Consider the following 25,792-nt stretch of genomic DNA (forward strand, 5'->3'; position numbering starts at 1 on the left):
ATTATTTTTGCTAATCTATCTGATTTCCTTCTTCTACATAAGAGGAGCAAAAAGACGCAGCATCTGACCTGCCAGTTTGGTCAGCATTGTTCTCTTTCTTACATCCAACAGGCTGATTTTGTGGCATTTTGCCAGAGTCTGCTGAAAATCTCTTTCAATTTTATCGATAACTGAATTGTTATAAATAAATACACCGCATTCAAAGTGCAGATACAAGCTCCGATAGTCCAAGTTGATCGTTCCGACTGTTGCCGTATCGTCATCTGAGACAAAGACTTTCGCATGTACAAATCCCGGTGTATATTCATAGATCTGCACTCCTGCCCGGATCAATTCTCTGTAATAAGTTTTAGCCAATGCAAATGCGTACCATTTATCCGGTATATGCGGCATGATAATGATTACTTCGATTCCGCTCTTTGCAGTTCTTGTAAGCGCAGAGATCATCTCACTGTCCAATATAAGATAAGGCGTCATAATATGCACATATTTCTTTGCGTGATTCAATATATGGAAATAGACTTCTTCCCCTACGTTTTCGTTATCAAAAGGACTGTCCCCATAGGGGAGCACATATCCCAATTCCCTTCTCAGTCCGTCTTTTCTGGGCGTCAGATACCGCTGATACCTCTCCGGCCGCTTTTCATCGATGTTCCACAGCTGCAGAAACATCATTGTAAGGCTCTGCACTGCATCCCCTTTCAGCATAACCGCCGTATCCTTCCAGTGCCCGAATCTTTCTTTTCGATTGATATATTCATCACCCAAATTAATTCCGCCGGTAAAACCGACCTTTCCATCTATCACACAGATCTTTCTATGGTCGCGGTTATTCTGTACTGTGGACAAAAAAGGCTTGATAGGGTTCATCATCTTACACCTTATTCCTCTGCTTTCCAGCTCTGAAGGATAATCGTAGGGAAGCATGGAAATCGCGCAAGTGCCGTCATACATAAATCTGACTTCCACCCCTTCTCTTGCTTTCCGGGTGAGGACCTTCAAAATACTGTCCCACATATACCCTTTCTCCACAATAAAGTATTCCATAAAAATATATTTCCGGGCTTTTTCCAATTCCGGGATCATTGCACGGAACTTATCCTCACCCAGCGGGAAATAAGTGATTTCCGTATTACGATATACCGGAAATCCCAGGTGATGAGACAGATAATATGCAAGATTGGCATTTGCCGGCTTGCTGGCTCTAAGAGCATCTACCACATCCATGTCCTGCAGCATATATGAGTCTGTCTCGATCCGGAGCGTGGCCAGGCGTTTCCCCATCCAGCGCACTCCCCCCTGCGTTTTTACATATATATAGAAAAGTGTTCCCACTGCCGGAAGTCCTACAATACACAACATCCATGTCATTTTAAAAGCAGGGTTATCTTCAGAATTAATAATGTAGATTACCACAATGACACTCAATACCGTAATCGCCCCATGGATAAACATTGCATATCTTTGCAGCAGATTCGTTGTAACGACAAATATTCCAAGCTGTATCAGGATCAGTAAAAGAATGAAACCCGTCCGGCTGAATATAATTCTTGACAGGCCTTTCTTTGCCTTTCCCGGTTCTTTGTAAGCCATATGTACCTCCTTCCAAACACAACATATAGTGTACCATACTTTCAAGATCTCCACAACTCATCTGCAGTGAATCCGAACTGTCTATCTGCAGTGAATCCGAACTGTCTATACTCTTCCAAACAGAAGGTCCAAATTCAGTACAATATTTAACGCTCCCCCCTTCCTTTTTCTTTCGAAAAGTATTACAATATATCTTAACATATTTGCAAAGCAGAGAAAGGAGCCACATATATGTCTAAATGGTTAAAACGTTTATTAGGACTGGCCGCTGTAGGAAGTGCAATTGCCGGACTTATTTATTATCTGAAAAAGTCTTCTAAAGATACACCGGAAGAAGATTCTGATGACTTTGAAGACGATGACTTTGATCTTGATAATGATCTGAAACCTGTCACCGACCGTGAATATGTCCCCCTTGGCGGAACCCCGAAGGAAACGGAAGAAACAGCCGAAGAGGAAAGCAACTCTGAAGAGGAAGATTCTGAGGATTAAAAAATAACAGAGGATACAGCGGAATGTAATTTCGTTGTATTCTCTGTTATTTTTTATCAATTTTTCCAGATTTCCCCAAGGACAGCGCACGCCTCTTTAATCTTCTCTTCCGACATATTGGCATATCCAAGCAAAATCGTTGCTTCTTCCCTTTTCTCGTCCTCATCTACAATATAATCGGATAATCCGTATACTTTAATCCCTTCTTCCGCCGCCCGGAGAATCAACTCTGACTCTTCCCGGCCTCCCGGGAAATGCAAAAGAAGATGCACACCTGCATTTTCTCCGGATATCCGGCATTGTCCTGCCAATGGCCGAAGTCCCAGGATCAACTGGTCATGGCGGCTTTTATAGAGCGCCCTTGTCTTATTCAGATGACGCTCATAATAGCCTTCCTCAATAAATCGGCATACGATCAGCTGATCTACTTTGGAAACAGTGGAGCTTAAAAACCGGCACTTTTGCTGGTAGGCTTCACAAAGCTCCGGTGGAAGCACCATATAGCTTAAACGGATAGCCGGAGCAATCGACTTTGAAAATGTGCCGAGATACACTACTTTTCCATGGGCATCATAGCCCTGAAGGGCCGGGATCGGTTTCCCTTTATAGCGAAATTCACTGTCATAATCATCTTCTACAATATAGCGTCCTTCTTCCTCCTCCGCCCATTTCAAAAGCTCCATTCTTCTGCCTATAGGCATTACGATCCCTGTGGGATACTGATGGGACGGCGTAACATATGCAATATCTGCCCCTGATTTTCTAAGAGGATCTATCTTCATTCCCATCCCGTCCATAGGAACAGGCATCACTTTATACTCCTGACTTTGAAACAATCTGTAAGCCTTCTTATAAGTGGGGTTCTCTACTGCGATCACATGATCTCTTCCGATAATGGTGCAAAAAAGCATCATGAGATAATCGCTTCCGGCTCCCACGATAACCTGTTCCGGGGTACAGTTCACTCCTCTTGCCTGATACAGATACCGGCAGATCACACTCCGAAACTCATACTCACCTCTTGGATCTCCCAGCCGGAACAGTTCCGTGCGGTCATCGGATAAAATCTCTCTTGATAGCTTCCGCCAGGTATTATAGGGAAAACTTTTCAGATCCACTCCATTGGGAGTAAAATCATACTTGATTTTCTTTTCCCCGTTTATTTCCATTTGTTCCCTGGACTCCTCTTTTTTCTCCAGAAAAGAATCCTTTTTTCTTTCCGCCTCCAAATGATACAGCTCGTCCACCTGCGCTACAAAAAAACCTCTGTAAGGCACTGATTCAATATATCCCTCAGATAAAAGCTGTTCATAGGCAAGTTCCACCGTGCTTCTGCTGACCTCCAGGTAAGAGGAGAGCGCTCTTGTAGACGGAAGCTTCTCCTTGCACAGGATCCTTCCGGCTCTGATCTCATCTTTAATATAAGTGTAAATCTGCTCATAAAGAGGCTCTTTATCTGACGGTCGTAAATTAATCGTTAATTCATGCATGGTTCCTTCTTTATTTCGGTAATTTAAATGAACTCTTCAGCGAAACGATCCTGTTAAACACCAGTGCATCCGGAGCGGAATCTTTGGCGTCAATGCAGAAATATCCGTTCCGTACAAACTGGAAACTGTCATACGCCCCACATCCGTCAAAGCTCGGTTCCACATAGCAGTTCCTTCGGATTTCCAGAGAATTGGGATTCAGATTTAAAGAACCATCTTCCTTATTATAGACGCCCTTTTCTTCATCAACCAGATTCTCGTACAGCCGAACCTCTGCTTTCTGTGCATGGCTGGCCGGCACCCAGTGGATCGTTCCTTTTACCTTCCGTCCGGTAAATCCTGTCCCTGCCTTTGTCTCCGGATCATATGTCACATGCACTACTGTTACATTTCCCTGTTCATCTGTTTCATATCCTACACATTTCACAAAATAAGCATGCATCAGGCGCACTTCATTTCCCGGAAACAGACGGAAATATTTCTTCGGCGGCTCGATCATAAAGTCATCCCGTTCGATGAACAGCTCCCGCTCAAAAGGAACCTTTCGCGTCCCCAGGTCTTCATTTTCCAGGTTGTTGGCAACATCCAGATATTCCACCTGGTCTTCCGGATAATTGTCGATCACCAGTTTAATGGGATCCAGCACCGCCATCATACGCGGACGCTTCATTTTCAAGTCCTCCCGGATACAGTATTCCAGCATCGCGTAATCCACAGAGCTCTGGCTCTTGGAAACACCGCACATATCCACAAACATTTTAATGGATTCCGGTGTAAATCCGCGGCGGCGAAGGGCCGCAATAGAAACAAGGCGCGGGTCATCCCATCCATCCACAATACCATCCTGCACCAGCTTCTTAATGTAACGTTTTCCTGTCACAACATTTGTCAGATACAGCTTGGCAAACTCGATCTGACGCGGAGCCGGATCAAACTCACATTCTCTTACCACCCAGTCATACAGCGGTCTGTGATCTTCAAATTCCAGTGTACAGATGGAGTGGGTAATCTTTTCCACCGCATCCTCAATAGGGTGAGCGAAATCATACATCGGATAAATACACCATTTATCTCCTGTATTGTGATGGGACATATGCGCCACACGGTAAATAATAGGATCTCTCATATTGATATTAGGCGAGGACATATCAATTTTTGCACGAAGAACTCTTTTTCCATCTTCCACCCGGCCGTTTTTCATCTCTTCAAAAAGCGCTAAATTTTCTTCCACAGAACGCTCTCTGTAAGGACTGTTTTTCCCCGGTTCTGTCAACGTTCCGCGGTACTCCCTGATTTCTTCGGGGCTTAAGTCACAGACATAAGCTTTTCCTTTTTTGATCAGTTTTACTGCACATTCATACATAATATCAAAATAGTCGGATGCATAGTACAGATGATCACCAAAGTCAGCCCCCAGCCATTCCACATCTTTTTTGATGGATTCCACAAATTCCATATCTTCTTTTGTAGGATTTGTGTCATCAAACCTTAAATGAAATGTTCCATTATATTTTTTTGCAAGTCCATAATTTAAAAGAATTGATTTTGCATGCCCAATATGAAGATAACCGTTTGGTTCCGGCGGAAACCGGGTGCAAACATTCTGATAAACACCTTCTGCCAGATCTTTATCTATTTCCTGTTCAATAAAATTTTTAGAAACCACTTCTTCTCCCATGGCAACCTCCTGCTAACTATAATCTAATCATGGCTTTTATCTTATCATACTTCCAAAAAATCGACAATAGAATTATTTTCAAAAACCATTGACAAACCACCTTGCATATTGTATATTAATCACGTTGCATAAAAAATATGTGCTGCCTTGGCTCAGTCGGTAGAGCGTCGCCTTGGTAAGGCGGAGGTCGGCGGTTCAAGTCCGCTAGGCAGCTTGAAAAGAACTCCTGAATATCAGGAGTTCTTTTTTACTATCATCTCAACGATTCTGTGATTTTCCACCTTCAGCACATCAATCTGCAGCTCTTCTGTTTCACATGAAAAACATTCCCCGTCTTCCGGTATACGGTCAATGACACCGCACACGAATCCGCCAAATGTGTCATAATCATCTTCTGCAATTTCTATTTTTAATTCCTCTTCCACATCCTCTACATCGGCGCTTCCCTGGATCTTCCACTGATTTTCACCGATTTTCACAATATCTTCCGGTTCCTCTGCTTCATCCTGCTCATAAAGATCGCCTACCAGGGACTCTATCAGATCATGAAGGGTAATAATGCCGCTGACGCCGCCGTACTCATCTACAAGTACCGCAAAATATACTCTCTTTTCTCTCATCTTCTGGAAAAGCGTGTTTGCCTTCATGGTTTCCGGCACGAAGAATGGTTTTTCCAGTGTATGATGAATCACATTTTCCCTGCTCTTATCTTCCAGCCGGAAATAATCCTTTGTATCGAGGATTCCCACGATATCTTCCTGATTTTCTTTGCACACCGGATAATGGGTATGTCTTGTAGCATGTATTCTGGCTTCCCATTCACTCACATCTTCATCCAGATAAAGTGTTTCCATATCCACCCGATGTGTGCAGATCTGCTCAATAGAAATGTCATCAAATTCAAAGACATTTCTTATCATTTCACTTTCTTCTTCATCAATATTCCCCTGATCTTTTCCTTCCACAAGAAGCATACGGATTTCTTCTTCCGTCACCTGTTCCTCCTCTTCTTCCGGATTAATTCCCATTAGTTTTAAAATCCCATTGGTTGATCCGGTAAGCAGAAACACAAGGGGCGCAAACACTTTGGAAACTCCGTAGAGAAGCCCGGAAAGAGCCAGTGCCAGCTGCTCTGATTTTTTCATGGCAATCCTTTTGGGAACAAGTTCACCGAATACCAGATTAAAGTAGGCAAGTACAAGAGTAATCAGCACAAGGGAGACTGATTTGATGACGTTTTCCGGTATTTCCACCCCAAGTCCTACAATCCATTTTGCCAAAGGTCCCGAAAAACTTTCCGCCGCAAAAGCACTTCCCAGAAGTCCCGCCAGAGTGATCGCCACCTGTATTGTGGCCAGAAAACGGGCAGGCTGTTCCGTCAGTGTATACAAATGGCGGGCTTTCTTATTCCCTTCTTCCGCCATAACTCTAAGCTTTGTCTCATTCATGGAAATTACTGCAATTTCAGCACTTGCAAATGTAGCGTTTAATAAAATCAGCACAATCTGCAGTACAATTGGTCCTATCATTTTTATATTTTCCTCCTAATCTCAAGCACAAATATCGCTGTAAAAACCGCAGAAGGGTATAACCCGCACAGGCTTTTCTATATACAGACCTGTGCAGGCTATACCCTTATCTATTCATAATGTTCTACATGGATTTTTTTTCTGATTTCTACCTGAGTATTTTTTTCCTGTTCAGTGTCGCTTTCTCCACTGTCATCCATGTATTTGATCACACCTTTCTTTTCTGATATCCTGAATGCCCGCTTTATACAGCTTTCAGATGAGTAATAAGATATCACAGCAAAAACTTTCTGTCAATCCTCTTCTTTCAAAAGAATCTTTTCTGTTTTTGCTTTGATTCTCTGAATGGCATTATCTACTGTCTTCGGACTTTTATCCAGCAGCTCCGCAATTGTCCGGTAATCCGTCCCAAGAAGGTGGAGATACAATACACGTTTCTCCAGATCACTTAGATTTTCTCCCAACTCTTTTTCCAACCTCCGGGCATTTTCTTTACTCAAAAACGCCTGTTCCGGATTACTTTCCTTCCCGGCCTCTATTGTATCAAGAAGATTGGTATTCTCCTCGTCGTTTTCATTTTCGTAGAGAGACACATAGGAATTAAGAGGAATATGCTTTTTCCGGCGGGACGCCTCGATCGCACTGTAAAGCTGCCTTGTCACACACAGTTTAGCAAAACTGTAAAAGGACGACTCCTGATCTGCATCGTAATTCTGGACCGCTTTAAAAAGGCCGATCATCCCTTCCTGGATAAGGTCGTCACTCTCTCCCCCAAGAAGATACATTGCCTTGGCCTCCTTGCGGACCATTCCTTTATATTTTTCCATCAGATAATCTATGATGGCTCTGTCGCCGCCTCGCAGCCGACGAATCAGCTGCTCGTCGGTCATCGTCTCATATCTTGACATATAATCCCTCCGGCAGCCTTACGTTACACACTCATGCGCTGCCTCACAATCTCATAAGCCAGTACTCCCGCCGCCACTGAGGCATTTAAAGAATCGATGTCTCCTTTCATGGGAATACTTGCTGTGAAATCACAGTGTTCCTTCACCAGGCGGCTGACTCCTTCTCCTTCATTTCCGATCACCAGCCCTATCGGCCCCTTCAAATCCAGATCATACATCTGTGTTCCGCCCATATCGGCACAGACAAACCACAGTCCTTTTTGCTTCAGCTCTTCCATTGTTTTCGCAAGGTTCGTCACCTTAGCTACCGGGGTATAATGAAGCGCCCCTGCAGACGTCCGGGCTACTGTCGCCGTCAGGCCCACGGCACGCCGTTTTGGTATGATAACACCGTGCGCACCTGCCAGGTTTGCTGTACGGATGATCGCACCCAGATTGTGGGGGTCTTCGATATTATCCAAAAGGATCAAAAAGGGAGGTTCCTTCCGGCTTTCAGCCAAAGCCAGCATATCCTCTACTTCTGAATATTTGTATGCTGCCGCATAAGCCACAACGCCCTGGTGCTTTCCCGTCTCCGAAAGCTGTGCAAGCCTCTCTTTGCTGACAAAATTAAGGATCGCATCTGTTTTTTTTGCTTCTCTTATGATCGTACGGATGGGACCATCCTGACATCCATCCAGCACATACAGCTTGTCAATCGTTTTGCCGGAGCGAAATGCCTCCAGCACCGCATTTCTCCCCTCGATCACTGTAAGATTGCTCTCCGCATTTTTTTCTTTCATTTCTACTCCTGTCTTTTTGCTTTTATATATTTATCCTTTGCCGAGTGAAACTCGCCCTTGCAAAATCTATAGATCCCGGGACTCCCGGGAAGCCATATCATCCAGACCGATCTTCACCAGCTCCAGCATTCGCTTCCACTCTTTTTTCAGGTAAAGATAGCCAACCAAAGCTTCAAATCCTGTCGCCCGTCTGTAATCTGTCACGGACTGGTTCTTTGCAGGGGATACGCTTTTTGCATTTCTGCCCCTTTTGTAAATTCCGTGCTCTTCTTCTGTCAGATATTCCTGAATCTTCCGCATCATTCTGGACTGCGCCGATGCCTGAACATAAGAGCTGGTTCTTTTGTGAAGCTTCTGAACAGGCTGATTCCCCTCATTTATCATAAGGCTTTTTATGATCAGATCATATATCGCATCCCCGATATAGGCGAGAGTGAGGGGGGAATATTCCCGCACATCCACATCCCTCATCTCGAACATTTCTCTCATATAGGAATCAAATTCCCACTCGTTACGATCTTCTAAGCTCTTTTCCATTTTACCCCTTCCCTGGTATCTTCCAGAATAATTCCTTTCCCGGCCAATTCATCACGAATCTGATCAGCTCTTGCAAAATCCTTTGCTTTTCGCGCTGCCTGACGCTCTTCGATCAATGCCTCAATATCTTCATCCAGAATTTCTTCTTTCTTATTAACGATCAGTCCCATCACATCTGTCAGTTTCTGAAGAACGGATAACAGCTTCTCTGTATATTCCCTGGAACTGTTTCCATCTGCTGTCGTATTGCAGTATTTTACCAGATCAAAAATAGATGCAATTGCGTCTGCTGTATTGAAATCATCATCCATAGCAGCTTCAAAGGCTTTCACAAAATCTTCTGTCTTTTCCAGATCTGTCTTCTCTTTTTCAGTCATATCTTCTGTCTTGGCATTTCCGGACAGGAATTTCAGATTTTCCGCTGCATTTACAATTCGCTCCAGACCGTTTCTGGAAGCTTCCATCAGCTCTGCGCTGAAATTCAGCGGACTTCTGTAATGTGCACTCAGCATAAAGAAACGAAGGATCTGAAGATCATACTGCTCGCTGATTTCCCGAACCGTACGGAAATTTCCCAGAGATTTGCTCATCTTGTGGTTGTCAATATTTAAAAACGCATTGTGCATCCAATATTTTGCAAATGTTTTTCCGTTTGCCGCCTCACTCTGGGCAATCTCATTTTCGTGGTGAGGAAAGATCAAATCTTCTCCTCCTGCATGAATGTCTATTTCCTCCCCCAGATATTTTTTGGACATAACAGAGCACTCAATATGCCATCCCGGACGTCCGTCGCTCCACGGCGACTCCCAGGCCGGTTCTCCCTCTTTCTTCGGCTTCCACAATACGAAATCTAAAGGATCTTCCTTTTCATCCTCCCCGCTTACCAAAAGGGTCCGGTTACCGGATCTTAAATCATCCAGATTTTTATGAGACAGCTTTCCATACTCTTCAAATTTTCTTGTACGGAAATATACTGTACCATTCTTTTCATAGGCATATCCTTTGTCAATAAGCTGCCGGATCATCTCCACCATCCCACAGATTTCCTCTGTGGCGAGAGGATTTTTGGTGGCAGGTTTAATGTTCATCCCTTCCATATCCTTTTTGCACTCTTCGATGTAACGCTTGGAAATCTCATCTGCGGAAACATGCTCCTCAATTGCCTTGTTGATAATCTTGTCATCTACATCTGTGAAATTGGATACATAATTCACATCATAGCCCTTGTACTCAAAATATCTTCTTACTGTGTCAAATACGATCATGGGCCTTGCATTTCCGATGTGGATAAAATTGTACACTGTAGGTCCGCACACGTACATTTTTACCTTTCCTTCCTCCACCGGAACAAATTCTTCCTTTCTCCTTGTCATTGTATTAAAGATTTTCATGATTTTCCTCCTTGTCTTCCCCGGCTTCATCCGGCCGGATTTCTATTGAATTATCACGCACGCAGCGCATGTGTTTCTCCAGTTCCTTCACCTTTTTCTGAAGGCGGATATTATCTTTTTGCAGTTCCCTGATATCATTGCTGATAGGATCCGGCAAATGAACCTGATCCATGTCGGAACGGGGAATCTTCTGATCTCCCATCCGCACGACTCTTCCCGGAACTCCAACTACAGTACAGTTGGGCGGCACTTCCTTCAAGACCACTGATCCGGCACCGATCTTAGAATTTTCTCCAATAGTAAAAGATCCCAGAATCTTTGCACCGGCGCTCACCATTACATTATCCTTCAATGTAGGATGCCGTTTCCCTTTCTCTTTTCCGGTTCCTCCCAGGGTTACTCCCTGATACAAAGTCACATTGTTACCGATAATAGTTGTCTCCCCGATAATGACCCCTGTACCATGATCGATAAACAGCCCTTTCCCTATCCTGGCGCCGGGATGGATCTCGATCCCGGTCTTTCTGACTGCCCTCTGGGAAACCCATCTTGCCAGAAAATAATGCTTTTTCCGGTAAAGGCGGTGTGCTACCCGATAGCTCAATATTACCTTAAAACTGGGATATAAAAAGACTTCCCAATTTGATTTTATTGCCGGATCTCTTTCCCTGATGACCTGTATTTCTTCTTTTACGTATGATATAAGTCCCATGCTCCACTCCTTGAATAAAAAACGTCCCTTACAGTATATCTGTAAGAGACGAATAAATCCGCGGTTCCACTCTTATAAAGAACAGGACGTCATATCCCATTCTCCGCTTTTGGCAGTTAACGCCTGCAAAACGTATCCGGCTACTCCTTGCTTTCGCCGGATCAACTCCCGGGGGCACTTCATATGGTCTCCCCTTGAGACTGCTTTCAGCCGGTGACAGTCTCTCTCTTTCAGGTTTACTCCATATTACTTTTCCCGTTCCTAGTCTTTTCACTGTTGGTTATATACTATGTGAAAATTTTCCTTTTGTCAACCTCTGAAATCCTTTTATACAACCTCATTCAGAAAAATCCGGGACAAAGGTACGATTTTCTTCAGCTCATTTTTCATCCTGTCTGACATTTTTACGCCTTTTTCTTCTGCAATCTCCTCCGCTGAGGCCGCTCCGAAGATCAGCCTTGCCAGTGCTCCGACCGTAAGCGTACCTTCGCTGTTCTCCTCTTTCCCCTCCATGAGCATAACACCGGAAGCTTCCGTGCCGGTAATAAGGAAACACCGGTTGTTCTCTTCGATCAGAGGATCCGTCACATGAAAACAGACTGCTGTCAGATAGTTCAAATCGAGCAGAAGCAGCATCCTTCTGACGTCCACAAGCCGCACCATAATCTTGGGTCTTTCCTTGGGAATCTCCGAAACACGGGGGCAGCACCACAAAATCTCCCCGTCCTTTTCACCGATCATCAGACAGCCGCCGTCGCTTTCGTACTCTTTCATAAGACGGACATAATACTCTTCTTCCCGTTTTGCATAGACATCAAAATTTCCTTCCAGGGCAGCCGTTGCCATTCGGGCCATAGAAGCAGCGTCCTTAGGCACTGCCCGTCTCTCCCGGATATCCGCCTTCTTCTCTGACGGTTCCCAGTATTTTGTTGTCTGTTCATAAACCGTACGGAAATCGTGGGGGTAATAAATCTTTTCCGATGCCGGCATCAGATAGGTAAAGGGCTCTCCCTGGCGGTACATTGCCTGAAGAGACTCTTTTAAAAGCGCAGCCATATACCCCCTCTTCCGGTAAGGTTCCTGAGTTGCCACGGCCACAATATAATGCAGCTTTTCCTCTTTTTTGTTTACCATGACATCATAGGGATTCAGATGAATCATGGAACGAATTTCCCCATCTTCTGTCACTGCATAAATAATGTTATCTTTCGTCTTTTCTGTATAATAATAATTTACAAAGCTTTCGCTGTCCTCTGAAAAAACCTCCTCATACAGGGATCTTGTAGCGGAATGCTCTGTCGGATCCAATTTTCTGATTTCCATAATCTTAAGCCTCCGCTTTTTAAACCTCTCGCGGGCATCCCTTACACCCGGCACACCCTTCTTCACCAAGTGCATAGCTGTAATTTGCAATCGTTTCCAGGCAGGCAACAGCCTGTGCAGAGATTCCCTCTCCTGTTCCGGTGAAACCAAGGCCTTCTTCTGTTGTCGCCTTAACATTCACCTGACTTTTATCTATACGGAGAACTCCGGCAATATTTTCCCGCATTTTCTCTATATAAGGAGCCATTTTCGGCTTTTGGGCGATAATTGTCGCATCGATATTACTGATAACGTACACTTCTTGTTCTATCAATTCTCCAACTTTTGCAAGAAGTTTCATGCTGGAAGCTCCTTTATATGCATCATCCGTATCCGGGAAATGTTTTCCGATATCTCCAAGAGCCGCCGCTCCCAGAAGCGCATCCATCACAGCATGAAGGAGCACATCGGCATCCGAATGTCCGAGAAGCCCCTTCTCGTATGGAATCTCCACGCCTCCAAGAATCAGTTTTCTTCCTTCCGTCAGCCTGTGAACATCATATCCCATTCCAATCCTCATAATCTACTCACCATCTCTACTTTCTTTCTCTTCTTTCTTTTCTATCTCCTGTACCTCTGTCTCCTCTTTTTCAGGCTGTGATTCAGTACTGTCTTGCTTTTTACGCAGCCCTTTTATACCCTGCACTGCAATATAAGCCCCAAACAAAACAAACAACACGCCTGCCGCTGAAAACATCATATAATTATCCGGCTTTTCTTTCATAACATTTACAAACAAACTGATTCCGTTATAGGCCAGGTAAACGCCTGCAACCAGCCAAAGTCCGTGTCTTGTCTTATTACTCATTTTTTTATCCTCCAGTTTTCATATGTACAAGTATATAATTTTCCGCACCAGCTTGTCAAACAAAAAAACAGACCCAGCACTAAGATTGTTCTTAATACCATGTCTGTTCAAATAGCGGGAACTGGATTCGAACCAGCGACACTACGGGTATGAACCGTATGCTCTAGCCAACTGAGCTATCCCGCCGCAATATATATGGGACCTATAGGGCTCGAACCTATGACCCTCTGCTTGTAAGGCAGATGCTCTCCCAGCTGAGCTAAGATCCCATATTTTTGTTTCTGCAAGTCGCTTTCCCGCAACCCGCTTTGCTATTATACTATTATATTTCATGAAATGTCAACACTTTTTTACAATTTTTTTCAGCCTTTTTTTCGAGTATCCCAAGAGGCCGTTTTCTTCCCAATTTTCGTATAAAATTCCCTGTTAACTGTTAAATAGAGAAAGCAGACCGGCAGATCACACTGCCCTCCGATCTGCTTTTTTCATTTATATTTCTGTAAAATTCTATACGATTCCCTGTGCTTCCATTGCATTTACAACTTTTTCAAATCCTGCAATATTTGCACCTACCACATAGTTTCCTTCTGCTCCGTATCTCTTTGCAGCATCAGCCATATTGTGGCAGATATTTACCATAATATTTTTCAACTTGCTGTCTACTTCCTCAAATGTCCAGCTTAACCGTTCGCTGTTCTGGGACATCTCAAGTGCAGATGTAGCAACACCGCCTGCATTTGCAGCTTTTCCCGGAGCAAAAAGAACGCCGTTTGCCTGCAGATATTCTGTTGCTTCCAGCGTAGTCGGCATGTTTGCCCCCTCTGCTACTGCAAAGCATCCATTTGCAACAAGAGCCTTTGCGTCTTCCAGATGAAGCTCATTCTGTGTTGCACACGGCAGTGCAATGTCAACTTTTACACTCCAAACGCCTTTTCCTTCATGGTACTCTGCATTCGGACGATAGTTCTTATACTCGGAAAGTCTTGCACGTTTTACTTCCTTGATTTCTTTTACAGCTGCCAGATCAATGCCTTCTGCGTCATATACCCAGCCTGTAGAATCGCTCATTGTCACAACTTTAGCGCCAAGCTGCTGTGCTTTCTCTGTTGCATAGATTGCAACATTTCCGGAACCGGATACTGCGATTGTTTTTCCCGCAATGTCTTTACCGTTCATTTTCAGCATTTCCTCTGTCAGATAAAGGAGTCCGTATCCGGTAGCCTCTGTTCTTACCAAAGATCCGCCGTAGCTTAATCCTTTTCCTGTCAGGACACCTTCATACAGTCCGCGGATACGTTTGTACTGTCCGAACAGATAGCCGATCTCTCTTGCTCCTGTTCCGATATCACCAGCCGGAACGTCTGTATCTGCTCCGATATATTTACACAACTCTGTCATAAAGCTCTGACAAAATGCCATAACTTCTCTGTCTGATTTCCCTTTCGGATCAAAGTCAGATCCACCTTTTCCTCCACCAATCGGAAGACCTGTCAGGGAATTTTTGAACACCTGTTCAAATCCCAGGAATTTAATGATACCAAGGTTTACAGACGGATGAAGACGAAGTCCTCCCTTGTATGGTCCGATTGCACTGTTAAACTGTACACGGTAACCTGTATTTACCTGAACCTGTCCCTTGTCGTCTACCCACGGCACACGGAATTTAAACTGTCTCTCCGGCTCAGTCAGTCTCTCCAGAAGCGCTTCTTTTCTGTACTTTTCTTCATTCGCTTCAATCACAACTCGTAAAGATTCCAGCACTTCTTTTACTGCCTGATGGAACTCCGGTTCAGCCGGATTCTTAGCCACTACTTTTTCAATTACCTCATCAACATATGACATCGTTTTATTCCTCCTTGAATATTCCTGTTAATCGCCAAAGAAAAAGAGCAGACAATCTGCCCGCTCTTTGTGACTTCTTTGCCTCTTTAAAAGGATAAAATATTTCAAGGCAAAACACAAGTGTTTTTTGCATTTTTTATTATTTTTTTGCAACTTTATACTTTCATTCCTGCATTTTGCAATCCGTTTCGTGCATTTTCCCAAAACGGATTGCAACATTGTATGAGTAAAAATGCATTTACTTGACTATTTAAAATAAGCGACGCCGGATTCAAAAATCTTCAGATCCTGCTCTCCATAAATATTAACTGCTACGCTGCGTCCTCTTCTCTCTGAGTGAGCCATCTTTCCAAGAACCCTTCCGTCCGGACTTGTAATTCCCTCGATGGCAAAATAAGATCCGTTGATGTTCCACTCTTCATCACCGACGGAAATATTGCCTTCCGGATCACAGTAGCGTGTGGCAACCTGACCGTTTGCAAATAATTCCTCAATTGTCTCCTTAGGCGCAACAAAACGTCCTTCGCCGTGAGAAGCCGGATTCACATACACACCGCCAAGCTGTGCCTGGGCAAGCCACGGAGATTTGTCCGTCACTACTTTTGTATATACCATCTTGGAAATGTGACGTCCAATAGTATTATAGGTAAGAGTCGGAGAGTTTTCTGTCTGTCCGATGATCTTTCCGCTTGGAACAAGGCCAAGTTTGATCAGCGCCTGAAAACCGTTGCAGATACCAAGTGCAAGTCCGTCCCGCTCTCCAAGAAGCTTTTCCACCGCCTCTTTCAGTTTCGCATTCTGGAATGCGGTTGCAAAGAATTTTGCAGATCCGTCCGGTTCGTCTCCTGCACTGAACCCGCCTGGGAACATGATGATCTGAGACTGTCCGATGGCCTTTTCAAATACCTGTACAGAATCTACGATATCTGCCGCATCCATATTCTTAAATACTCTGGTGATCACCTTTGCCCCGGCTCTTTCAAAAGCTTTTGCGCTGTCATATTCGCAGTTTGTTCCAGGGAATACCGGTATAAATACAGTAGGCTGCCCGATCTTATGGCTGCAGATATGCACCTTAGCCGCATGGAAGCACCCATCCTCATCCAGTCTTCCCTCTTCTGTTTCCTTTTCTGCCAGGAAATAGGCAGCCGGATCCTCCTCTGCGCCGGAAGTAGTCGGGAATACTCTCTCCAGTGTTCCCTTCCATACATCTTCCGCCTCATCCAGTCCGATCACCGTATCGCCATATGCGAATGTTCCGTCTGCTGTCACTTCACCGATCACTGTGTAGGAAATCTGCAGTTCTCCCACCTTGTCTTCTGCAACTTCTGCCACTAAATCGCCAAATGCCGGTGCAAACAGCTCTCTTGGATCCATGCTGTGCTCTATTTTTACACCCATACCGTTTCCAAAAGCCATTTTGCTGACTGCTGCAATGACTCCATGACGGTCCGGAACATAAGCGGAAAGAATCCTTCCCTCTTTGATGTCCTCTGCAAATTTTCCGTACTGCTCCATCACTTTATCATAAACCGGAAGATCGTACTCATCCTTCGGTATGCGAAGCCATACAAGCTTACTTCCGGCTTTCTTAAGCTCCGGTGTAATGATATCCTTTTCCTTGGCAACGTCTACTGCAAAAGAAACAAGGGTCGGAGGAACATCGATATCTTCAAATGTACCGGACATACTGTCCTTTCCTCCAATGGACGGAAGACCGAAACCGATCTGTGCGCTGTAAGCTCCAAGAAGCGCTGCAAACGGCTGGCTCCAGCGATGCGGATCTTCCGACATCCGACGGAAATATTCTTGGAATGTGAAGCGGATCTTCCTGTAATCGCCTCCGTTTGCAACAATTTTTGCAACGGATTCCGTCACTGCGTAAACTGCTCCGTGATAAGGACTCCAGCTGGAAAGATAGGGGTCAAAGCCATAGCTCATCATCGTGACAGTATCGCAGTCTCCCTTCAGTACCGGAAGTTTGGCTACCATTGCCTGGGTCTCTGTCATCTGATACTTTCCTCCGTGAGGCATGAATACAGAGCCAGCTCCAATGGATCCGTCAAACATTTCCACGAGGCCTTTCTGTGAGCATACATTCAGATCTTTTAATGTATCCAGCCATTTTTCTTTTACATCAGCAACCTCTGCCTTCTCTGTCAGAATGCTGTCTTTTCTGTTTGGAATATCCACAGCTACCGCTGTTTCCTGATGAGCGCCGTTTGTATCAAGAAATGCTCTGGAAAGATTGACGATCTCTTTTCCTCTCCAGGAAAGCACCAGCCTCGGTTCTTCGGTGACAACTGCCACTTCCACAGCTTCCAGGTTCTCTTCCTTTGCATATCCCATAAACTGTTCTACATCTTTTGGATCTACAACAACAGCCATTCTCTCCTGGGATTCTGAAATCGCGATCTCTGTTCCATCCAGTCCTGCATATTTCTTCGGCACCTTATCAAGATCCACCTTAAGGCCGTCAGCCAACTCTCCAATGGCAACAGAGACTCCGCCTGCGCCAAAGTCATTACATTTCTTGATCAGGCGGCTGACTTCTTCTCTTCTGAAAAGTCTTTGTATCTTTCTCTCTGTAGGCGGATTTCCCTTCTGCACCTCTGCACCGCAGGTTTCAATGGATTCTTCTGTATGGACTTTGGAAGATCCGGTGGCTCCTCCGCAGCCGTCACGGCCGGTACGTCCGCCAAGAAGAATGATAACATCTCCCGGATCCGATGTTTCTCTGATTACCGCCCGACGCGGAGCCGCGCCTAATACAGCACCGATTTCCATACGCTTTGCCACGTAATTCGGATGATAAATTTCTTTGACCGCTCCTGTGGCAAGTCCGATCTGGTTTCCGTAAGAACTGTATCCGTGCGCTGCCTCTCTTACCAGTTTTTTCTGCGGCAGCTTGCCTTTCATGGTATCTTTTACAGAAACAGTGGGATCTGCAGCTCCCGTCACGCGCATTGCCTGATAAACATAGGTACGGCCTGAAAGCGGATCGCGGATCGCTCCTCCAAGACAGGTTGCCGCCCCACCGAAAGGCTCAATCTCTGTAGGATGATTGTGAGTCTCATTTTTAAAGTTTACAAGCCATTCTTCCTCTTTGCCGTCTACGGTCACCGGAACAACAATACTGCAAGCATTAATTTCTTCTGATTCTTCCTGATCCTGAAGTTTTCCTTCCTTCTTCAGACGGCGCATTGCCATAAGCGCCAGATCCATCAGACAGACAAATTTATCCTCCCTGCCCTTAAAAATCTCGCTGTGATCTGCAAGATACTGGCGATAAGTCTCTTCTATCGGAGCTTTGTAATCCCCTTCGCCAAATGTTACTTCCTTCAGTTCCGTGGAAAATGTCGTATGGCGGCAATGGTCTGACCAGTACGTATCCAGAACGCGGATCTCTGTCATGGACGGATCTCTTTTTTCTTCCGCGGAAAAATAATTCTGAATATGAAGGAAATCCTTAAATGTCATGGCAAGTCCAAGGGAATCATAGAGTTCCCTCAGCTTGTCTTCATTCAGATCCTTAAATCCGTCAAAAATGATCACATCTGCCGGCTCTTCAAATTTTGTCACCAGGGTATCCGGCTTCTCCATTCCTGTCTCACGGGAATCTACCGGATTGATACAGTGATTTTTGATCGCCTCAAACGCATCATCTGAAATATTCCCTTCTATTACATAGGTAGTTGCAGTGCGGATCACCGGTTTTTCATCTTCCTTAATAAACTGCACACACTGTACGGCAGAGTCCGCTCTTTGATCAAACTGTCCCGGAAGAAATTCTACTGAAAAAATTCTGCTTCCTTCCTTTACCGGAAATTCTTCCTGATACAGGGTATCTACCGGCGGCTCTGAAAAAATACCTTTGCACGCTTTTTCAAACGTTTCGTCTGAAAGATTTTCTATATCATAGCGGATGAGCACACGTACATTTTCCAGGGAATCAATTCCAAGATATCCCCTGATCTCATGCCGCAGATCCTTTGCCTGTACTGCATAATCCGGCTTTTTCTCCACATATACACGTCTTACATTACCCATAAAACTTCCTCCATTACTATTTTGTTTCTGCCGCGCACCCGGAAAGGAGGCAAAACTTCCTTTACATGCTGCGGTCTTTCTAAATATTGCCCCTGTGAAACAACTCAGGCTGATGATACCATCCCGAACTGCACATTCTGTGTTTATTATACCATGAGGTTTATTATTAATAAAGTTAATATAACTAAAGTTATTTATAAGTATTTCTTATTTTATTTCTTTTTTCTGCCAAACCTCCCTATCAAGGCAAAAGCAGCTGCAAAAATTGCCAGTCCCCCAAGGAAATACAGCCCTATCCGCATAACCATGTCGTAGAAAAATCCTTCCGGAAGCATCCGTATCATCAGGTCTGTAGACGGATCAAAAAGCCACAGATCGTTAGTAAAAAATATTTCGTGGAAAATGGTAAAATATTTTGTAAAATCCGAGGCAAATAAAACTCCCAGGAAAACTGTAAGAACCAGAAAAATCCCAAGGGAAATAAAATAGGCTCTGGGCAAAACGCGCTTCCAGTCTGCCTTCAAAGGAAAAATCAACACCAGCATCAAAAGAGCAAAAATGCCCAGAAGCCACCAGCGAAGCGCAAGGCCTCCCAGAAAAAGATTCTTCACATCCGCCATATGGAGTCTGTCCTGTTCATTAAAGAAATCCTGCTTTTCCCCGTTAACTGTTGTCTCTACGGAAAGTTCGGGACGTTTTCCAATAAGATAATCCATCATCTTTTCCGTCACATCCATGACGTCCTCCATCTCCATCTGCAAAGATTCCGTAACCTGATATTTCTCATACTCTTTTTCATAGAACTTATATTCCGGATCTCCGTAAATTGCTGCCTGAAAGCTTGTGATCAAGATCGCGATGATCAGAAGAAACATTCCTATGACCGCAGTAATGCCCTGTACTTTTTTCATGTCTTTTCCCTTTCTTTTGCTGTTTTTTATTCTGTGATTGTATTTTTTTATCTTTTCCCTTATAATACTTATGAACTTATTAGGAGGACTTATCATGGATATTAATTACGAATTATATAAAGTTTTCTATTATGTAGCTTCCACCTTAAGCTTTTCTGAAGCTTCCAAGCAGCTGTTCATTTCCCAGTCTGCTGTCAGCCAGTCTATCAAGACTCTGGAGCGAAAGCTGGACCAGGTGCTTTTCATTCGCAGCACGAAAAAAGTACAGCTCACACCAGAGGGGGAAATACTCCTTCGCCATGTGGAACCTGCTATGAATCTTATTAAACGGGGCGAGGCCCAGCTTCTTGATTCCGCCTCTACAGGGGGACAGATCCGCATTGGAGCCAGCGACACCATCTGCCGCTATTTTCTTGTTCCCTTTATCGAACGGTTTCATAAGGCTTTTCCCGGTGCCCATATTAAAGTCACAAATGCAACTTCCATACAAAGCGTGGAACTTTTAAACTCCGGCCAGGTGGATTTCATTGTGGTAAACTCTCCCAATGCCTATCTGGGAAGCGTGACAAAAATAAAAAGGATCAAAATTTTCCAGGATGTTTTTCTGGCAAATCAGTCTTTCAAAGAACTGAAGGGACGCCAGCTTTCCTTCCAGGAACTGCTGGAATATCCCATCCTTATGCTGGACAAAAAAAGCACTACCAGTGAATTTCTCCATAATCTGTTCCAGCAGCATCACCTGGATCTGGTGCCGGAAGCAGAGCTTAGCAGCAATGATCTTCTGATCGATCTGGCGCGCATCGGTCTGGGAATCGCTTTCCTTCCCGACTACTGCATTCCACCAGATGATCCGGACCTTTTTGTGGTTAAGACAAAGGAGGAACTTCCATCCAGAGAGCTTCTTGCTGTTCACAGTCAGCACCTTCCCCTGTCCAAAGCTGCATCTGCCTTTTTAAATTATTTTGAAGAGGTCTGATCCCAGAATTTCCGGATTTTTTCTTTTACATTTTTTATATTACACATCTGATAGCCTTCCCATTCCCGCGGGAAGGTTTCTTTGTAACGTTTCTCCTGAAAACGGTCGTCCAGAAGGAGAATAATCCCCCTGTCCTCTTCGGTCCGTATTACTCTTCCCGCTGACTGCTGCACTTTATTCATACCCGGATATACATAGGCGTAATCAAACCCTCGCATTTCTTTTTTATCAAAATATTCCTTCAAAAGTTCTCTTTCCCTGCACACCTGGGGCAATCCGGTTCCTATGATCGCCGCTCCGATAAGCTTGTCTTCGGAAAGATCGATTCCTTCTGAAAAAATACCGCCCATGACGCAGAATCCCATCAGACTGACATCCCTTTCCTCTTCAAATCCTTCTAAAAAGATTTCCCTTGCTTCTTCCGACATATAGGGAGCCTGGATCAGACAGTCCAGTTGGATGTTTTCCTCTTCCACCATATCCAGGAAACATTCATATACCTCTTCCATAAAACGGTAAGAGGGGAAGAACGCCATATAATTCCCTGTTTTTGCCAGGGCCATTTCCTTCAGATAAAGGGCATAGCGGCGGTACATTTTCTCCCCCCGCCTCGTGTATCTGGTGCTGACGTCGTTTCCTACCATCAAAAGGCGATTCTTTTTATCAAAAACCGACCTGGCGTAGACTGCATAGTCGTCCTTTTCTGTACTCAAAAGTTCTTTATAATACCGGATTGGCAGAAGGGTTGCCGAAAAGAATACTGTGCTGATGCCCTTATCCAGAGATTCCTTAAGATTGACCGAGGGATTTACACAGAAAAGCCGGATCTGGAATTTTCCTTCCTTATCGATTTCCGAATAAATCATATAATTTTCATCCAGCCTCTCATAAATCGTCTCAAACATCCGCACCTCAAAATAAAGAGCAAGTACTTCCTCCCGGATTTCTTCCTCAGTACATTCCTCCAGATAACGCTCCATTTCCGCCATAACGGAGAGCAGCTTCAGGTAGATACCCCCGGCACTTCCAAGCACCTGGCAGCCGTCGCACTCCCGTTTGAGAGCAAGGAGCTGTTTATTACAGTCCTCCAGCTGACGTGCAAGCTTTCCGTCTCTTTCCTTTACCAGCCGTCGCACTTTCATAATATTTTCCTTGTACAAGCTGGCACTGTACATTTCCCGGCCCCTCTCCACCAGATTGTGGGCCTCGTCGATCAAAAAGAGATACTCACCTTTTACATTATCTCCAAAAAAGCGTTTCAGTCTTGCGTTCGGATCAAACACATAATTGTAGTCGCAGATCACTGCATCTGCCCAAAGCGACAGATCTAGCCCCAGCTCAAACGGACAGACCTGCCACTTTTTTGCCTGCTGCTCAATGGCGCTCCGGCTTAGATCGTCGGTCTCTGTTATCATCTCATAAACCGCATCATTGATCCGGTCATAATGCCCTTTTGCATAGGGGCAGTAATCCGGATTACATTCCGCTTTATCACAAAAACATATCTTCTCTTTGGCAGTCAGCACGGTTGTCTTATACCTCATCTGCTCACTTTCTGATATCTGCCCGTTTTCCCGGTGCGTCCCCTCTTTTAAAATTCCAAAAGCCTGCTGTGCCACTGTGCGGGTAATGGTCTTTGCAGTCAGGTAAAACAGCTTTTCCGCCAGCCCTTCCCCCACTGCTTTCACTGCCGGGAACACTGTTGCCATCGTCTTTCCCACCCCGGTAGGAGCCTGGATAAAAAGCTTCTTCTTCCGCAGGATCGTCCGGTAAACTGACGTAACCAGCTCTTTTTGCCCTTCCCGGTACTCATAGGGAAATTCCGTCTGCTTAATGGACTGATTCCTAAGTTTCTTCCATTCCACCTGGAACCTTGCCCACTTTTCATACTGATCCGTCAGTTCATAAAACCATTTCCGCAGTTCCTCTATTTCATATTCGCTGCGAAAACGGCGGATTTCCTCTGTCTCCAGATGACAGTAGGTCATCTGGACTCCCATACTGTCCAGACCGTTCTGCTCCCCATAAATGAAAGCATAACACTTTGCCTGTGCAAGATGTACCTGCACAGGCTCTTTCATTGTATCCAGATTCTTAAAAACTCCCTTGATCTCATCAATTACGGTTCCTTCATCCGTCTCCATCACTCCGTCCGCACGGCCTTCTATCTGCAGAGTAAATCCTTCAAAAGGAACCTGTATCTTCATCGTTACTTCCGGATGATAGCTGCTTCCCATCTGACGCTGGATCTTCCGGTGCATACGGGCTCCCATCTGCATGGCATCCTTGTCGGCGGAGGCAATACGGTTGTCGATATCACCACTTTGCAGGATAAATTCCACAAGGGCACGGACAGATATTCTAATCACTTGCTCTTCCATGCCTTTCATTATAGTAGAGGATAGCAGATTTTGCAAATTGGGACGTAACACTTTTAAAAAGTGTTACGTCCCAATTTGCAGTAAATGGTGTGTATTTTTGAATGAATCGGTGTGTATTTCTGCGCCAAGCGGTATGCATTTTTGTCACTTTGCATGGATTTCCTGAAATTCTGTCATATTCTGTCTGTACCACAGCGGCAGATTATTTCTCTGACAGACCGGATTTTTCCTTTCTTTGATAGCGATTGTTCTGCAAAACATTTTCCACAGTTCTTCTAACTCAAGTTCTTTTTCGGACAACCGTCCGGATACTTCTTCATCAAGCTTTTCTCCTTCTGCCAAAACCCACTGTTTTCCAGCCTCATGTGCCGCGAACATTTGTCTCCCTTTATCATATATCATCCAGTTTTCCATCGGAAAACGATCTTGAAAATGAGGCCCCAGACAGGGAAGCACCTGATTTTTAGGCGTAATTTCTGATAAAAGCACTCCATTTTCCAGCTCCCGAAATCTTATAAACCCTGTCAGCAAATGAGCCTCTTCCCCTACATTTCTGCTCAATTCAAATACTTTTTCTACATGTGTTTCCCCAAGATGATCCATAATCTTTCTGCTGTCCGGAATTTTTCTTGCCGCAAGCAAAGTCCCCAGAATCGCATCTCCCTTTTCCAGGTTTCTTGACAGCGATGCATAATACAAATCCCGGTATACAAGACTTCCCAGATTTTTAAGAATCATCTTCTCCACAGCTGCCGCTTTCCTCTCTGACTCTTCAATTTCCTGGTATTCACAAAAAAGCGCCGGCTCCACACTTCCCTGTATCGCTATACTAAGTTCTCTTCCTTCATTTCTCCTCTTCCACGCCTCATATACTGCCGAAAAAATCCCCGTAATACTATCTTTGCACACATATACTATTTTCATAACATCCCTCCCGAAATCTCACATCGTCAAACAAAGAAATCTGGCGATAAGTCATCCCATCTATTCCTTCCGGAAGTTTTTCTTTTGTATTCAGAAGATTTCTCGTAATGTAATCCTCTTCTATCTTTACCGGATACATCATCTTTCCGCCGCAGGTAATGAAATATAGTGCTCTCTTTAATACTACCCCCATTTTTTTCAAATCTTCAAAGCTCAACTTTCCATACCTCCTGGCTTTGACAATCCTGCCTGCCGAGCGATAACCGATTCCCGGGACTCTTAGCAAAGTCTCATAGTTCGCGGTGCTGATCTCTACCGGGAAAATGCCCAAATTCCGCAGGGCCCAGTTGCATTTCGGATCCAACAGGACATTAAAATTAGGATTATCCTCCGTAAGAAGCTCTTTTGCTTCAAAATGATAATACCGAAGCAGCCAGTCAGCCTGATAAAGCCTGTGCTCTCTAAGAAGAGGCGGCCCCTCCCCTGTCCTTGCCGGAAGACTGCTGTCCTCATTGACATGTACAAAAGCAGAGTAAAATACTCTTTTCAGCCCAAATTTTTTATAAAGAGATTCCGCCACATGGATAATCTGAAAATCTGTATCGGGAGTCGCCCCTATGATCATCTGTGTGCTCTGTCCTGCCGGGACAAAACGAGACGCATGTCTGTACACCTGAATCTCCTGCTTATTTTCTTCCATTCTGTTCTGCACAAGACGCATAGGAGAAAGTATATTTTTCCTTGTTTTGTGGGGCGCCAGACGTTTTAATCCTTCGGCTGTCGGAAGCTCCAGATTAACACTCATTCTGTCCACAAGAAAACCAAGCTTTTGGATCAACTCCTGACTTGTTCCAGGGATCGCTTTGACATGAATATAGCCTTGAAAATGAAATTCTGTACGCAGCTTGTAGAGGGCAGCGTAAATAAGTTCCATCGTATAGTCTGGACTGTGCAGAACACCGGAACTTAAAAAAAGGCCTTCTATATAATTCCTTCTATAAAATTCCATTGTCAAACTGCAAATTTCATCCGGGGTAAAAGAGGCTCTCGGCACATCGTTGCTTCGGCGATTGATACAGTATTTACAGTCATAAATACATTCATTTGTAAAAAGGATCTTTAAAAGAGAGATACATCTGCCATCTGCTGAAAAACTGTGACATATTCCCGCCTGTGCGCAGCTTCCAATCCCTGTACCATCATTTCTCCTCTCCGTTCCGCTGGACGTACAGGCCACATCATATTTTGCAGCATCTGTTAAAATCCTGAGTTTTTCATATACTGACATGGATTCCTGTAACTTCATTTTATTATCCCCTCCGCAAACAAGAACATATGTTTGTGCTAATTATACAAACATATGTTCTTGTTGTCAATATATACTTATACGGATTTACACCACCTTATACAAAAATACCCACCGTTT

The 25,792-nt window shown here is 44.4% G+C and carries 20 protein-coding genes, 3 tRNA genes and 1 other annotated feature; of the genes, 3 read left to right on the forward strand and 20 right to left on the reverse strand.

Annotation, left to right across the window (positions count from 1 at the left end):
* Positions 1 to 33: 33 nt before the first annotated feature.
* Positions 34 to 1,593, reverse strand: coding sequence for a cardiolipin synthase (gene cls, locus EUBC25_RS01190; RefSeq protein WP_230106437.1), 1,560 nt, complete (start codon positions 1,591 to 1,593; stop codon positions 34 to 36).
* A gap of 231 nt (positions 1,594 to 1,824) precedes the next feature.
* Between cls and EUBC25_RS01195 the strand changes: the two genes are divergently transcribed.
* Positions 1,825 to 2,085, forward strand: a complete 261-nt coding sequence (locus EUBC25_RS01195; protein WP_230106438.1) for a hypothetical protein — start codon at positions 1,825 to 1,827, stop codon at positions 2,083 to 2,085.
* A 56-nt stretch (positions 2,086 to 2,141) separates the two neighbouring features.
* Here EUBC25_RS01195 and pdxR read toward each other — a convergent pair whose 3' ends face one another.
* The gene (gene pdxR / locus EUBC25_RS01200; RefSeq protein ID WP_230106439.1) at positions 2,142 to 3,575 is read right to left on the reverse strand and encodes a MocR-like pyridoxine biosynthesis transcription factor PdxR; all 1,434 of its coding nucleotides are present in this window, start codon (positions 3,573 to 3,575) and stop codon (positions 2,142 to 2,144) included.
* A gap of 10 nt (positions 3,576 to 3,585) precedes the next feature.
* Entirely contained in the window at positions 3,586 to 5,253 is a 1,668-nt protein-coding gene (locus tag EUBC25_RS01205) for a glutamine--tRNA ligase/YqeY domain fusion protein (RefSeq protein WP_230106440.1), read from the reverse strand.
* 141 nt (positions 5,254 to 5,394) lie between these two features.
* Here EUBC25_RS01205 and EUBC25_RS01210 point away from each other — a divergent pair.
* Positions 5,395 to 5,467, forward strand: a tRNA-Thr gene (locus EUBC25_RS01210).
* 19 nt (positions 5,468 to 5,486) lie between these two features.
* On the opposite strand, the gene EUBC25_RS01215 is transcribed toward EUBC25_RS01210, so the two are convergent.
* From EUBC25_RS01215 to EUBC25_RS01280, 14 genes are all read right to left on the reverse strand, one after another.
* Positions 5,487 to 6,782, reverse strand: a complete 1,296-nt coding sequence (locus EUBC25_RS01215; RefSeq protein WP_230106441.1) for a hemolysin family protein — start codon at positions 6,780 to 6,782, stop codon at positions 5,487 to 5,489.
* Positions 6,783 to 7,075: 293 nt separating this feature from the next.
* On the reverse strand, positions 7,076 to 7,690 hold the full coding sequence (sigH, locus tag EUBC25_RS01220; protein ID WP_230106442.1) for an RNA polymerase sporulation sigma factor SigH: 615 nt from the start codon (positions 7,688 to 7,690) through the stop codon (positions 7,076 to 7,078).
* Between the two features lie 23 nt (positions 7,691 to 7,713).
* A complete protein-coding gene (gene rlmB, locus EUBC25_RS01225) occupies positions 7,714 to 8,472 on the reverse strand; it encodes a 23S rRNA (guanosine(2251)-2'-O)-methyltransferase RlmB (protein WP_230106443.1) in 759 nt (252 codons plus the stop codon).
* A gap of 66 nt (positions 8,473 to 8,538) precedes the next feature.
* Entirely contained in the window at positions 8,539 to 9,009 is a 471-nt protein-coding gene (locus tag EUBC25_RS01230; RefSeq protein WP_230106444.1) for a Mini-ribonuclease 3, read from the reverse strand.
* Positions 8,994 to 10,400 carry a cysteine--tRNA ligase gene (gene cysS / locus EUBC25_RS01235; protein ID WP_230106445.1) on the reverse strand — a complete coding sequence of 469 codons (1,407 nt, stop codon included), beginning with the start codon at positions 10,398 to 10,400 and terminating at the stop codon, positions 8,994 to 8,996. Before cysS ends, EUBC25_RS01230 begins: the two co-directional genes overlap by 16 nt.
* Positions 10,387 to 11,112, reverse strand: a complete 726-nt coding sequence (epsC, locus tag EUBC25_RS01240) for a serine O-acetyltransferase EpsC (RefSeq protein ID WP_230106446.1) — start codon at positions 11,110 to 11,112, stop codon at positions 10,387 to 10,389. The genes cysS and epsC overlap by 14 nt, the downstream gene beginning before the upstream one ends.
* 41 nt (positions 11,113 to 11,153) lie before the next feature.
* Positions 11,154 to 11,384: a binding site (T-box leader), on the reverse strand.
* 55 nt (positions 11,385 to 11,439) lie between these two features.
* Entirely contained in the window at positions 11,440 to 12,435 is a 996-nt protein-coding gene (locus EUBC25_RS01245; protein ID WP_230106447.1) for a GNAT family N-acetyltransferase, read from the reverse strand.
* Positions 12,436 to 12,454: 19 nt separating this feature from the next.
* A complete protein-coding gene (gene ispF / locus EUBC25_RS01250) occupies positions 12,455 to 12,994 on the reverse strand; it encodes a 2-C-methyl-D-erythritol 2,4-cyclodiphosphate synthase (protein WP_304999996.1) in 540 nt (179 codons plus the stop codon).
* Between the two features lie 3 nt (positions 12,995 to 12,997).
* On the reverse strand, positions 12,998 to 13,282 hold the full coding sequence (locus EUBC25_RS01255; RefSeq protein ID WP_230106448.1) for a hypothetical protein: 285 nt from the start codon (positions 13,280 to 13,282) through the stop codon (positions 12,998 to 13,000).
* Positions 13,283 to 13,394: 112 nt separating this feature from the next.
* Positions 13,395 to 13,468: transfer RNA gene (locus tag EUBC25_RS01260), tRNA-Met, on the reverse strand.
* A 10-nt stretch (positions 13,469 to 13,478) separates the two neighbouring features.
* A tRNA-Val gene (locus tag EUBC25_RS01265) sits at positions 13,479 to 13,551 on the reverse strand.
* Between the two features lie 238 nt (positions 13,552 to 13,789).
* Positions 13,790 to 15,124, reverse strand: coding sequence for an NADP-specific glutamate dehydrogenase (gdhA, locus tag EUBC25_RS01270; RefSeq protein WP_230106449.1), 1,335 nt, complete (start codon positions 15,122 to 15,124; stop codon positions 13,790 to 13,792).
* 246 nt (positions 15,125 to 15,370) lie between these two features.
* On the reverse strand, positions 15,371 to 19,174 hold the full coding sequence (locus tag EUBC25_RS01275) for a phosphoribosylformylglycinamidine synthase (protein WP_230106450.1): 3,804 nt from the start codon (positions 19,172 to 19,174) through the stop codon (positions 15,371 to 15,373).
* Positions 19,175 to 19,386: 212 nt separating this feature from the next.
* Entirely contained in the window at positions 19,387 to 20,085 is a 699-nt protein-coding gene (locus EUBC25_RS01280; RefSeq protein ID WP_230106451.1) for a TIGR01906 family membrane protein, read from the reverse strand.
* Between the two features lie 94 nt (positions 20,086 to 20,179).
* Between EUBC25_RS01280 and EUBC25_RS01285 the strand changes: the two genes are divergently transcribed.
* A complete protein-coding gene (locus EUBC25_RS01285) occupies positions 20,180 to 21,061 on the forward strand; it encodes a LysR family transcriptional regulator (protein ID WP_230106452.1) in 882 nt (293 codons plus the stop codon).
* Here the strand turns inward: EUBC25_RS01285 and EUBC25_RS01290 are convergent.
* From EUBC25_RS01290 to EUBC25_RS01300, 3 genes are all read right to left on the reverse strand, one after another.
* Positions 21,043 to 23,442, reverse strand: a complete 2,400-nt coding sequence (locus EUBC25_RS01290) for an ATP-dependent DNA helicase (protein WP_416386659.1) — start codon at positions 23,440 to 23,442, stop codon at positions 21,043 to 21,045. The genes EUBC25_RS01285 and EUBC25_RS01290 overlap by 19 nt on opposite strands.
* A gap of 144 nt (positions 23,443 to 23,586) precedes the next feature.
* Positions 23,587 to 24,366: a TIGR03915 family putative DNA repair protein gene (locus EUBC25_RS01295; RefSeq protein ID WP_230106454.1), complete on the reverse strand. Its 780-nt coding sequence runs from the start codon at positions 24,364 to 24,366 to the stop codon at positions 23,587 to 23,589.
* Positions 24,338 to 25,672, reverse strand: a complete 1,335-nt coding sequence (locus tag EUBC25_RS01300) for a putative DNA modification/repair radical SAM protein (RefSeq protein WP_230106455.1) — start codon at positions 25,670 to 25,672, stop codon at positions 24,338 to 24,340. The genes EUBC25_RS01295 and EUBC25_RS01300 overlap by 29 nt, the downstream gene beginning before the upstream one ends.
* Positions 25,673 to 25,792: the final 120 nt, after the last annotated feature.

The sequence above is a fragment of the Claveliimonas bilis genome, assembly GCF_020892095.1.
Lineage (GTDB): Bacteria > Bacillota > Clostridia > Lachnospirales > Lachnospiraceae > Claveliimonas > Claveliimonas bilis.

Excerpts from the sequence above, each read along its gene's own strand:
- epsC (WP_230106446.1), bottom strand. The coding sequence starts at position 11,112 with ATGGGACTTATATCATACGTAAAAGAAGAAATACAGGTCATCAGGGAA.
- EUBC25_RS01230 (WP_230106444.1), bottom strand. The coding sequence starts at position 9,009 with ATGGAAAAGAGCTTAGAAGATCGTAACGAGTGGGAATTTGATTCCTAT.
- rlmB (WP_230106443.1), bottom strand. The coding sequence starts at position 8,472 with ATGAAAGAAAAAAATGCGGAGAGCAATCTTACAGTGATCGAGGGGAGA.
- sigH (WP_230106442.1), bottom strand. The coding sequence starts at position 7,690 with ATGTCAAGATATGAGACGATGACCGACGAGCAGCTGATTCGTCGGCTG.
- cysS (WP_230106445.1), bottom strand. The coding sequence starts at position 10,400 with ATGAAAATCTTTAATACAATGACAAGGAGAAAGGAAGAATTTGTTCCG.
- pdxR (WP_230106439.1), bottom strand. The coding sequence starts at position 3,575 with ATGCATGAATTAACGATTAATTTACGACCGTCAGATAAAGAGCCTCTT.
- EUBC25_RS01280 (WP_230106451.1), bottom strand. The coding sequence starts at position 20,085 with ATGAAAAAAGTACAGGGCATTACTGCGGTCATAGGAATGTTTCTTCTG.
- EUBC25_RS01300 (WP_230106455.1), bottom strand. The coding sequence starts at position 25,672 with ATGAAGTTACAGGAATCCATGTCAGTATATGAAAAACTCAGGATTTTA.
- EUBC25_RS01290 (WP_416386659.1), bottom strand. The coding sequence starts at position 23,442 with ATGGAAGAGCAAGTGATTAGAATATCTGTCCGTGCCCTTGTGGAATTT.
- EUBC25_RS01205 (WP_230106440.1), bottom strand. The coding sequence starts at position 5,253 with ATGGGAGAAGAAGTGGTTTCTAAAAATTTTATTGAACAGGAAATAGAT.
- EUBC25_RS01255 (WP_230106448.1), bottom strand. The coding sequence starts at position 13,282 with ATGAGTAATAAGACAAGACACGGACTTTGGCTGGTTGCAGGCGTTTAC.
- EUBC25_RS01215 (WP_230106441.1), bottom strand. The coding sequence starts at position 6,782 with ATGATAGGACCAATTGTACTGCAGATTGTGCTGATTTTATTAAACGCT.
- EUBC25_RS01285 (WP_230106452.1), top strand. The coding sequence starts at position 20,180 with ATGGATATTAATTACGAATTATATAAAGTTTTCTATTATGTAGCTTCC.
- gdhA (WP_230106449.1), bottom strand. The coding sequence starts at position 15,124 with ATGTCATATGTTGATGAGGTAATTGAAAAAGTAGTGGCTAAGAATCCG.
- EUBC25_RS01295 (WP_230106454.1), bottom strand. The coding sequence starts at position 24,366 with ATGAAAATAGTATATGTGTGCAAAGATAGTATTACGGGGATTTTTTCG.
- EUBC25_RS01195 (WP_230106438.1), top strand. The coding sequence starts at position 1,825 with ATGTCTAAATGGTTAAAACGTTTATTAGGACTGGCCGCTGTAGGAAGT.
- ispF (WP_304999996.1), bottom strand. The coding sequence starts at position 12,994 with ATGAGGATTGGAATGGGATATGATGTTCACAGGCTGACGGAAGGAAGA.
- EUBC25_RS01275 (WP_230106450.1), bottom strand. The coding sequence starts at position 19,174 with ATGGGTAATGTAAGACGTGTATATGTGGAGAAAAAGCCGGATTATGCA.
- cls (WP_230106437.1), bottom strand. The coding sequence starts at position 1,593 with ATGGCTTACAAAGAACCGGGAAAGGCAAAGAAAGGCCTGTCAAGAATT.
- EUBC25_RS01245 (WP_230106447.1), bottom strand. The coding sequence starts at position 12,435 with ATGGAAATCAGAAAATTGGATCCGACAGAGCATTCCGCTACAAGATCC.